The 8,509-nt window shown below is 72.8% G+C and carries 8 protein-coding genes; 2 read left to right on the top strand and 6 right to left on the bottom strand.

Annotated features, from left to right (window positions below):
* Nucleotides 1-536 precede the first annotated feature (536 nt).
* The gene (gene trpS, locus IEZ01_RS34255) at nucleotides 537-1,559 is read left to right on the top strand and encodes a tryptophan--tRNA ligase (protein WP_019888486.1); all 1,023 of its coding nucleotides are present in this window, start codon (nucleotides 537-539) and stop codon (nucleotides 1,557-1,559) included.
* 98 nt (nucleotides 1,560-1,657) lie between these two features.
* On the opposite strand, the gene proC is transcribed toward trpS, so the two are convergent.
* The 6 genes from proC to IEZ01_RS34225 all read right to left on the bottom strand — a co-directional run bounded on the left by proC (nucleotide 1,658) and on the right by IEZ01_RS34225 (nucleotide 6,003).
* Nucleotides 1,658-2,467, bottom strand: coding sequence for a pyrroline-5-carboxylate reductase (gene proC, locus IEZ01_RS34250; RefSeq protein WP_019888485.1), 810 nt, complete (start codon nucleotides 2,465-2,467; stop codon nucleotides 1,658-1,660).
* Nucleotides 2,468-2,571: 104 nt separating this feature from the next.
* Complete coding sequence (locus tag IEZ01_RS34245) at nucleotides 2,572-3,309, bottom strand: ABC transporter permease (RefSeq protein WP_019888484.1); 738 nt, start codon at nucleotides 3,307-3,309, stop codon at nucleotides 2,572-2,574.
* On the bottom strand, nucleotides 3,306-4,148 hold the full coding sequence (locus IEZ01_RS34240; protein ID WP_019888483.1) for an ABC transporter ATP-binding protein: 843 nt from the start codon (nucleotides 4,146-4,148) through the stop codon (nucleotides 3,306-3,308). Before IEZ01_RS34240 ends, IEZ01_RS34245 begins: the two co-directional genes overlap by 4 nt.
* A gap of 213 nt (nucleotides 4,149-4,361) precedes the next feature.
* Nucleotides 4,362-4,862 (bottom strand): FAD-dependent oxidoreductase, encoded by a 501-nt coding sequence (locus tag IEZ01_RS35960; RefSeq protein WP_308427265.1) that lies wholly within the window; start codon nucleotides 4,860-4,862, stop codon nucleotides 4,362-4,364.
* 220 nt (nucleotides 4,863-5,082) lie between these two features.
* Nucleotides 5,083-5,592: a membrane protein gene (locus IEZ01_RS34230; RefSeq protein WP_019888482.1), complete on the bottom strand. Its 510-nt coding sequence runs from the start codon at nucleotides 5,590-5,592 to the stop codon at nucleotides 5,083-5,085.
* Between the two features lie 48 nt (nucleotides 5,593-5,640).
* Nucleotides 5,641-6,003 (bottom strand): SH3 domain-containing protein, encoded by a 363-nt coding sequence (locus IEZ01_RS34225; protein ID WP_019888481.1) that lies wholly within the window; start codon nucleotides 6,001-6,003, stop codon nucleotides 5,641-5,643.
* Nucleotides 6,004-6,131: 128 nt separating this feature from the next.
* Between IEZ01_RS34225 and IEZ01_RS34220 the strand changes: the two genes are divergently transcribed.
* Entirely contained in the window at nucleotides 6,132-8,303 is a 2,172-nt protein-coding gene (locus IEZ01_RS34220; protein ID WP_028797821.1) for a serine/threonine-protein kinase, read from the top strand.
* The last annotated feature ends 206 nt before the right edge of the window (nucleotides 8,304-8,509 follow it).

The raw sequence follows: 8,509 nt of genomic DNA, 5'->3' as shown, positions 1-8,509 counted from the left end.
GCTGTTCTTCGCTTTCGCGTTTCCCTTTCCGGCGGTTCCGACTCTATCAGATCCTTTCGGGCCTGATTCCCAGTCAGTGGGAGTTGCCTTTCCGGCTGTTGGGCCGTTCCGACGAGTGAGACTTTAGCGGAATCCCCGGCCCCGACGCTAATCGGGCTCGGAGCCCCACGATCTTTCGAACGTGGATTCCTCATTTCGCAAAAGCGCACGGAAAAGCAGCACGACAACACAGCGTCGAGCGCTTCAAGTGGATCTTGCGGAATGGCTGTCCGGGGCCGACCGGAGTCGGTGCTCACGTCGGACAACCCGGAGAACACTACGGATGGGGTAATCCCGTGTCAACCCGGGGCCGGGTGCGTACCCTCGAGGCATGACTACGCATGCCTGTGTCCTTCAGTGGTGGGCCGCCTGACGGCGGCCGCTGACACACGTATGCACTCAACGGCCGCCGCCCTCGGCGGCCGTTCGCGTATCTCCCTCCCGGAGGTCGGCCGTCGGTGGCGGCGGTCTCGACCAGGAGATGAGAGGAGAGCGCGATGGCGCGGATCTTCAGTGGGGTCAAGCCGACCGGGCATCTGACGCTGGGCAACTACCTCGGGGCTGTCCGGCGGTGGGTGGAGGTGGACCAGCACCGGGCCGAGGCGTTGTTCAGCGTCGTGGACCTGCACGCGCTGACTGTGGAGCACGATCCGGCGCGGGTGCGGCGGCTCAGTCGGCAGGCGGCGACGCTGCTTCTGGCGGCGGGACTCGACCCCGAGCGGTGCACCCTCTTCGCACAGAGCCATGTGGACGAGCACGCGCGGCTCTCGTACGTACTGGAGTGCACGGCCACGGACGGGGAGCTGCGGCGGATGATCCAGTACAAGGAGAAGGGGGCTCGGGCGCGGGCCGCCGGGGAGAGTGTGCGGCTGTCGCTGCTGACGTATCCCGTGCTGATGGCGGCGGACATCCTGGCGTACCGGACCGACGAGGTGCCGGTGGGTGAGGACCAGACGCAGCACGTGGAGCTGGCGCGGGATCTGGCGGTGCGGTTCAACCAGCGGTACGGGCAGACGTTCACGGTGCCGAGGGCGACGCGGCCGGCGGTCGCGGCGCGGGTGATGGATCTTCAGGATCCGATGTCGAAGATGGGCAAGTCGCACGAGAGCGGGGCGGGGATCGTCTATCTGCTGGACGAGGCCGATGTGGTGCGGCGGAAGGTCATGCGGGCCGTGACCGACAGCGGGCGTGAGGTGTCGTACGACCGTGAGGGCAGTCCGGGGGTGGCGAATCTGCTCGACATTCTCGCCGCGTGCTCGGGTGGGAACCCCGAGGAGCTGGCCGGTGTATATGAGTCGTACGGGTCTTTGAAGCGGGACGCGGCCGAGGCGGTGGTGGAGCTGCTGAGGCCGGTGCGGGAGCGGCACGCGGAGCTGGCGGCCGATCCGGGCTATGTGGACGAGGTGCTACGGGAGGGGGCCGCGCGGGCCCGGGCGGTGGCGCGGCCCGTGGTGGATCAGGCGTATCGGGCGATCGGGCTGCTGGAGGCGGTTCCGGCGCCGGAGGGGGTGGTGGGCTGACGGAAGGCGGCTCGGTGGCCGCGCGGGCTGGTGGTCCTCGGTGTCCAGCCCGCGCGGTGGGCGAATACGGGGAAGGGGGTGGTGCGGCTTCGGCTTCGTCAGCCGTTGCCGGAGGCGAGCTCGCGGCTGCGGTCGCGGGCGGCTTCGAGGGCGGCGATGAGGGCGGCTCGTACGCCGTGGTTCTCCAGCTCGCGGATGGCGCTGATGGTGGTGCCGGCCGGGGAGGTGACGGCTTCGCGGAGCTTGACGGGGTGTTCGCCGCTGTCGCGGAGCATCACGGCGGCGCCGATGGCGGCCTGGACGATCAGGTCGTGGGCCTGGGCGCGGGGCAGGCCGAGGAGGATGCCGGCGTCGGTCATGGCTTCGACGAGGAAGTAGAAGTAGGCGGGGCCGGAGCCGGAGAGGGCGGTGGCGGCGTCCTGCTGGGTTTCGGGGACGCGGAGGGTCTTGCCGACGCCGCCGAAGATCTCCTCGGTGTGGGCCAGGTGTTCGGTGGTGGCGTGGCTGCCCGCGGAGATGACGGACATGCCTTCGTCGACGAGGACGGGGGTGTTGGGCATGACGCGGACGACGGGGGTGCCGGAGGTGAGGCGGTCCTCGATGAAGGAGGTGGTGATGCCGGCGGCGGCGCTGATGACGAGTCGGTCGGCGCTGACGTGGGGGGCGAGTTCATCGAGGAGCTTGCCCATGTCCTGGGGCTTGACGGCGAGGATGAGGGTGTCGGCGCGCTTGGCGGCTTCGGCGTTGGTGACCGGTTCGACGCCGTAGCGGGCGCGGAGCTCTTCGGCGCGTTCGGTGCGTCGGGCGGTGACCAGGAGGTCCGCGGGGCGCCAGCCGGCTCGGATCATGCCGCTGAGGAGGGCTTCGCCGATCTTGCCGGTGCCGAGGACTGCGACTGTCTGGGTCATGGCTCTGTTCACCTCGCCGCTGGGGGTTCGTGTCGCCATCCTCGCACCGTGGCGCGCGGGTCGGGTGGGGTGTCCGAGGGGCGGTACGTGGGCCGGCGTACGGGTCAGGCGGTGCGTCGGCGGAGGGTGGCGGCGCCGAGGGCGAGGACCAGCAGGGCGCAGATGGCGACGACGAGGGCGTCGCGGATGAAGTTGGCGGTGACGTCGGTGTGGCGGAGGACTTCGTTCATGCCGTCGACGGCGTACGACATGGGCAGGACGTTGGAGATGCCTTCCAGGACGGGCTGCATGGTGGCGCGGGGTGCGAAGAGGCCGCAGAGGAGGAGCTGGGGGAAGATCACGGCCGGCATGAACTGGACGGCCTGGAATTCGGAGGCGGCGAAGGCCGAGACGAAGAGGCCGAGGGCGGTGCCGAGGAGTGCGTCGAGGAGGGCGACCAGGAGCAGCAGCCAGGGGGAGCCGGTGACATCGAGGCCGAGGACCCAGAGGGCGAGGCCGGTGGCGAGGGTGGACTGGACGATGGCGAGCAGTCCGAAGGCGAGGGCGTAGCCGGCGATGAGGTCGCCCTTGCCGAGTGGCATGGCGAGGAGGCGTTCGAGGGTGCCGGATGTGCGTTCGCGGAGGGTGGCGATGGAGGTGACCAGGAACATCGTGATCAGCGGGAAGATGCCGAGAAGTGAGGCGCCGATGGAGTCGAAGGTCTTGGGGCTGCCGTCGAAGACGTAGCGGAGCAGGAAGAGCATCAGGCACGGCACGAGGAGCATCAGCGCGATCGAGCGCGGGTCGTGGCGGAGCTGGCGCAGGACGCGGGCTGCGGTGGCGAGGGTGCGGGCGGTGGTCATCGGGCGTTCTCCGTCGGTGCGGCGGGGGTGCGGGGGCGGGTGCCGTGGAGTGCGTCGGCGGTGTCGACGAGGTGGAGGAAGGCCTCTTCGACGGTGGCGGTGTCGTTGCGGCGGCGGAGGGCTTCTGGGGTGTCGTCGGCGAGGATCTCGCCTTCGCGCATGAGGAGGAGGCGGTGGCAGCGTTCGGCCTCGTCCATGACGTGGGAGGAGACGAGGATCGTGGCGCCGCGTTGCGCGGCGATGCGGTGGAAGAGGTTCCAGAGGTCGCGGCGCAGGACGGGGTCGAGGCCGACGGTGGGTTCGTCGAGGACGAGTAGTTCGGGGGTGCCGAGGAGGGCGACGGCGAGGGAGACGCGGCTGCGTTGGCCGCCGGAGAGGTTCCCGGCGAGGGCGTCGGCGTGGTCGGTGAGGTCGACGTCGGCGATGGCGCGGGTGACCGTGGCGCGGCGGGTGTCCCGGTGAGCGGGGCCGGGCTGGAGGACGGCGGCGAAGTAGTCGAGATTCTGCCGGACCGTGAGGTCGTCGTAGACCGACGGGGCCTGGGTGACGTACCCGATGCGGGAGCGGAGGGTGGCGTGGCCGGCGGGGTGGCCGAGGACCTGGAGGTCGCCGGTGACCTTGGCCTGGGTGCCGACGACGGCCCGCATGAGGGTGGACTTTCCGCAGCCTGAGGGGCCGAGGAGGCCGGTGATCTGGCCTGGGGGTACCTCGAAGTCGAGGCCGCGCAGGACGGTGCGGTCGCCTCGGACGACGGTGAGGCCGCGGGCGGCGATGGCGGGGCCGGGGCGGGGGCCGATTGTGTGGGGGTCGGCCGGGGGCCGCCCGGAGAAATTCATCATGTGATGAATAGTGCGCGCGACGGAAATGGCCGTCAAGCGGTAGCGCGGTACGGGTTGCGGGCGCCGTTCGACTCGGTACGGCGTCCGGCTTGCCGCACGCAGTACGGAGAGCTGGGACCTCGGCATGCCGTGTGCGGTGTGCGCTCCCGTCGGCAGCGCGGTCGCGCAGGCCATCCGCAGCTCGCCGGCGACCGGCGAGGAGGGGCCCCCGCGTCACCGGGCACGTACACCTCGGGGTGGGAGACCGGACGCAGAGACGCGTCCACGGCGATCCGGCCCGAGGGCGCGAGTGAGGCCGGCGGAGGTGGCGAGGCCGGTGTCGACGTCCGCGTCGACGTCGTCGGGGTGGGTCACATGGCGGCCTTTCTCGATCCGCACGCCGCGCGCCGCGAGGACCCGGATGACGTGGGATCGGCCGCGCGACGACAGGCCGAGGCCGACGCGGCTGCCGGTGAGGGGCCGTACGGAGAGGCCCGGACGGCTCCCGTAAGTCTCGGCGAGCTTGGCAGCCATCTCGATGCCGGTGAGGCAACCGCCCACGACCGCGACGGAGCCGGGCCGGTCCTGGAGGTGCTTGTGCAGTTCGGCGGCGGTGTCCGCGCTGTACGCGCGCGTGGCGCGTCCGGGGCCGGGGGCGGCCGGTTCGGCGGTGCGGGTGCCCAGGGCGTAGACGGGCCGGTCGTACGTGAGGTGCCGGCCGGTGTCGGTGGTCACCACGCGCGCGTGCGGGTCGAGGGCGGTGGCGCGGGCGGCGAGGTGGGTGATGCCGGTGTTGCACAGGAAGCCGGTGAGGGGGTGCGGCCGGCGGCCGGCTCGTGGAGCCGGACGCGCTCGGTGAAGTGGTCGGCGGGGTCGACGAGGGTGACGCGGGCGTGCGGGGCCAGCCGGAGCGCGGACGTCAGGCCCGCGTATCCGGCTCCGCGGATCTCGCCTGCTACTTCCGCTTCGGCTTGGGCTTCTTGCGGGCCGCGGGGTTGCCCGTGCGGGTGCCCCGGCGCTTCTCGTACCGCTCCAGGGCCGTCTCGTACTCGGCGCGCCGCAGGCTCTCGCCGGGCGCCTCGGTGAGCGAGCGGAAGAAGTACGCGAGGAGCGAGCCGACGAAACCGATCGCCTTCAGGCTGCGCAGCGACTCCTCGCGGGCGGGATCGGCGGGGCGGCGGACGAAGCCCTCCCACGTCTTGCGGAACGCGATGGCGCTGCACACCGCGAACATGACCACGACCAGGATGTTGACGAAGCCGCCGACGTCGGCGATCTCCAGCCCTTGGTAGCCGAAACGCAGCACGAAGCAGCCGGCGACGGCGGCGGCGAGCGAGCCGACGGCGACGCCGGCCCGGCGCGCGCCGTAGCCGTTGTCGTGGTTCACCCAGGTCGTACCGAAGAAACGGATCTCCTCGGGCTGCGGCCCTGGGGGCGTCTTCGGGGTGCTCTGCTCTTCGCTCACGCCTCGATTATCCCCGGAGCCCCAGGAGGGTAGAGCGGCGAGGACGGGTCAGGAGCAGCGCGGGGCGACGTAGCCATCGCTGCCGGTCTTCACATAGGCGTCGGAGACGTACTCGCCGTCGGCGGTGTTGTCCCAGAGCGAGGTGGTGCCGTACGGGCCGGAGACCCGCTCGCCGGGCCGCTGGCAGTAGATCGGGACGGTGGCGCCGACCGGCAGGGTGCGCACGATGCGGTACTGCGTGCCGGGGCCGCTGCGGACGTTCACGCGGTAGCCGGGTGCGATCGGGTAGCGGGTGACGGCGGCGGCCGCGGTCCCAGTGGCTGTCGCGGTCTGGACGGTGAGGTCCCCGGCTGCCGTGCTGGCGGCCGTGGCCACGCCCGGGTCCGTGCCTGTGCTCTCGTCGATGGACATGCTTCTTCTCCCCCGTTCGGACGACGCGCGCAGGCTAACAAGCCCTGGTCGGATTTCAGGCATCATCGACTAGGCTCCGTGCGTCGTGCACGCGCACGAATACACGGGGAAACATACGGGGTGGGGCTATGCCACCGTTGCGCGGTTCCGGCGTCGGCCGGGAAGCGGAGGATCCTGAGTACGCCGGCGCATACCGGCTGGAAGCCTGTCTCGGCTCCGGCGGGATGGGCGTCGTCCATCTGGCCCGATCGGCATCGGGGTTGCGGCTCGCGGTCAAGGTCGTGCACGAACACTACGCGTCGGACGCGGAGTTCAGGGCGCGTTTCCGGCAGGAGGTGGCCGCCGCGCGGCGGGTGAGCGGGGCGTTCACCGCGCCGGTCGTGGACGCCGATCCGGAGGCGGACCGGCCCTGGATGGCGACGCTGTACGTGCCGGGGCCCACGCTCGCCGAGCAGGTGAAGCGGAACGGGCCGCTGGCGCGGGCGGAGTTGCGGCGGCTGACGGCCGGGCTCGCGGAGGCGCTGCGCGACATCCACCGGGCCGGGGTGGTGCACCGGGACCTCAAGCCGGGGAACGTCCTGCTGACCGACACGGGGCCGAAGGTCATCGACTTCGGGATCTCACGTCCGGTGGACAGCGATCTGCGCACGGAGACGGGGAAGTTGATCGGGTCGCCGCCGTACATGGCGCCCGAGCAGTTCCAGCGGCCGCGGCAGGTGGGGCCGGCGGCGGACGTGTTCGCGCTGGGGTCGGTGCTGGTCCACGCGGCGACCGGGCGCGGCCCGTTCGACTCGGACAGCCCGTACATCGTGGCGTATCAGGTGGTGCACGACGAGCCGGACCTGACGGGCGTACCGGAGGAGCTCGCGGAGCTCGTCGCGCGGTGCCTGGCGAAGGAGCCGGCGGAGCGGCCGACGCCGGACGAGATCATGGCGGCGCTGCTGCCGCCGTCGTACGAGGCAGCGGCGTTCATACCGGCGCAGCGGCGGGCGGTGCCTGCGGCTCCGGTGGGGGCGTCTGAGGCGGATGCGCCGGGCGATGTGGAGACGCGGGCGCTGCGTGCGTCCGGCGGCCCGAACGGCAGTCCGGACGGCGGGCGTCGGCGGCGTCGGCGCTGGCCGCTGGTCACCGCCGCGACGCTCGCGGTGCTCGTGGGCGGGGGTGTGTGGGCGGCCGCCGGGCCGGGCGGGGACGCCGCGGCCGGGCGGACCGACCGGGCGGGACAGGCAGCGGCGGCGAAACCGTTCAGCGCCTGGCGGACCGCGCTGCCGGGCGGTGGCGACGCGGCGCCCGTCTGCTCGTTCGCATCCTCCGACGGCGGGGGCCTGTACTGCGCGGCGCGCGGGATCGCGGCGGCCCGGATCGATCCGGCAACCGGGCGGCTGCTCTGGTCGAGCCCGGGGCGGACCGGGGTGGAGGTCCAGGCGCCGGTCCTTGCGGGCGGGCTGGTGGGGACGGTGACGGAGGACGGTACGTACCGGACGTACGCGCCGGGCACCGGCGCGGCCGGCTGGAGCGCGGACGTATCGGGGTACCTGGACGGGGTCCATCCGGTCGGCGACACGCTGTTGATGGCGTCCCGGTCGGGCGAGGTGACGGCCATGGACGGGGCGACCGGCGCGCGGCTGTGGCGGCACGGTCTGCGGGGGCACGTCGATCCGCGGATCGGGCCGTACGACGCCGGGTCGGGGCTGGTGACCGTCTTCGAGGCGGCGGGCGAGCGGCACACGCTCGTGACGGCGGTACGGGTACGGACGGGCGAGATCGCCTGGCAGCAGCGGCTCGCCAGGACGGTGGTCCCGGTGGGTACGGCGCCGAGCGGGGCGCTCCTGCTCACGGAGCTGGACCGGGACGCGCGGACGGTCGCGGTCGTCCGCCGGGAACCGGGCACGCGCGCGGTGACGCGGGTGGCGCTGCCGTTCCCGATGACGGAGACGAAGGCGGTGGTGGACGGCGGGGCGGCGTACCTGCTGTCCCGCAGCGGCACGCTGGTGGCCGTGGACACGGACGTGCCGGGCGGCCGGCGGCTGTGGCAGCTGGAGACGGCGGCGGGCCGGGTGTCCCGGCCGTCCGTCGGGCCCGGCGACCGGCTGTACTTCTCGGCGGCGGACGGGCGGCTGCTGGCGGTGGACACGGCGCGGGGTGTCCTGCTGGGCCAGACGGACCCGCGGCTGCGGGACGGACGCCTGGGCCACGCGGGGACACTGCCGGCGCCGCTGCCGACGGACGGGAAGGTGTTCGGTTCGGCGCCGGACGGGTCGGTGTTCGCGGTGGAGTCGGGGGACCCGGCACGGTGGTGAGGGGCCCCGGTGCGGCGGCCTTCCGCTGCGGGGCCTCTCCCCCACCCCGCCCCTACCCGAAACCGGGGGCAGGCCCCCGGGCCCCCTTCGGGGCGGGTGCGCGTCGCGGGCGGCGCCGCGGAGGCAGCCGACCGGGGTTTGGAAGGCCGCCCGAGCGACGCCCGACGCGGGCGAACCGGGTCCCGGGCGGGTGCGGGTGCCGGTCG

This window comes from Streptomyces purpureus, assembly GCF_014648195.1.
GTDB lineage: Bacteria > Actinomycetota > Actinomycetes > Streptomycetales > Streptomycetaceae > Streptomyces > Streptomyces purpureus.
Note: the sequence above shows the minus strand (reverse complement) of the source record. Positions and strands in the feature narration are given on the sequence as shown.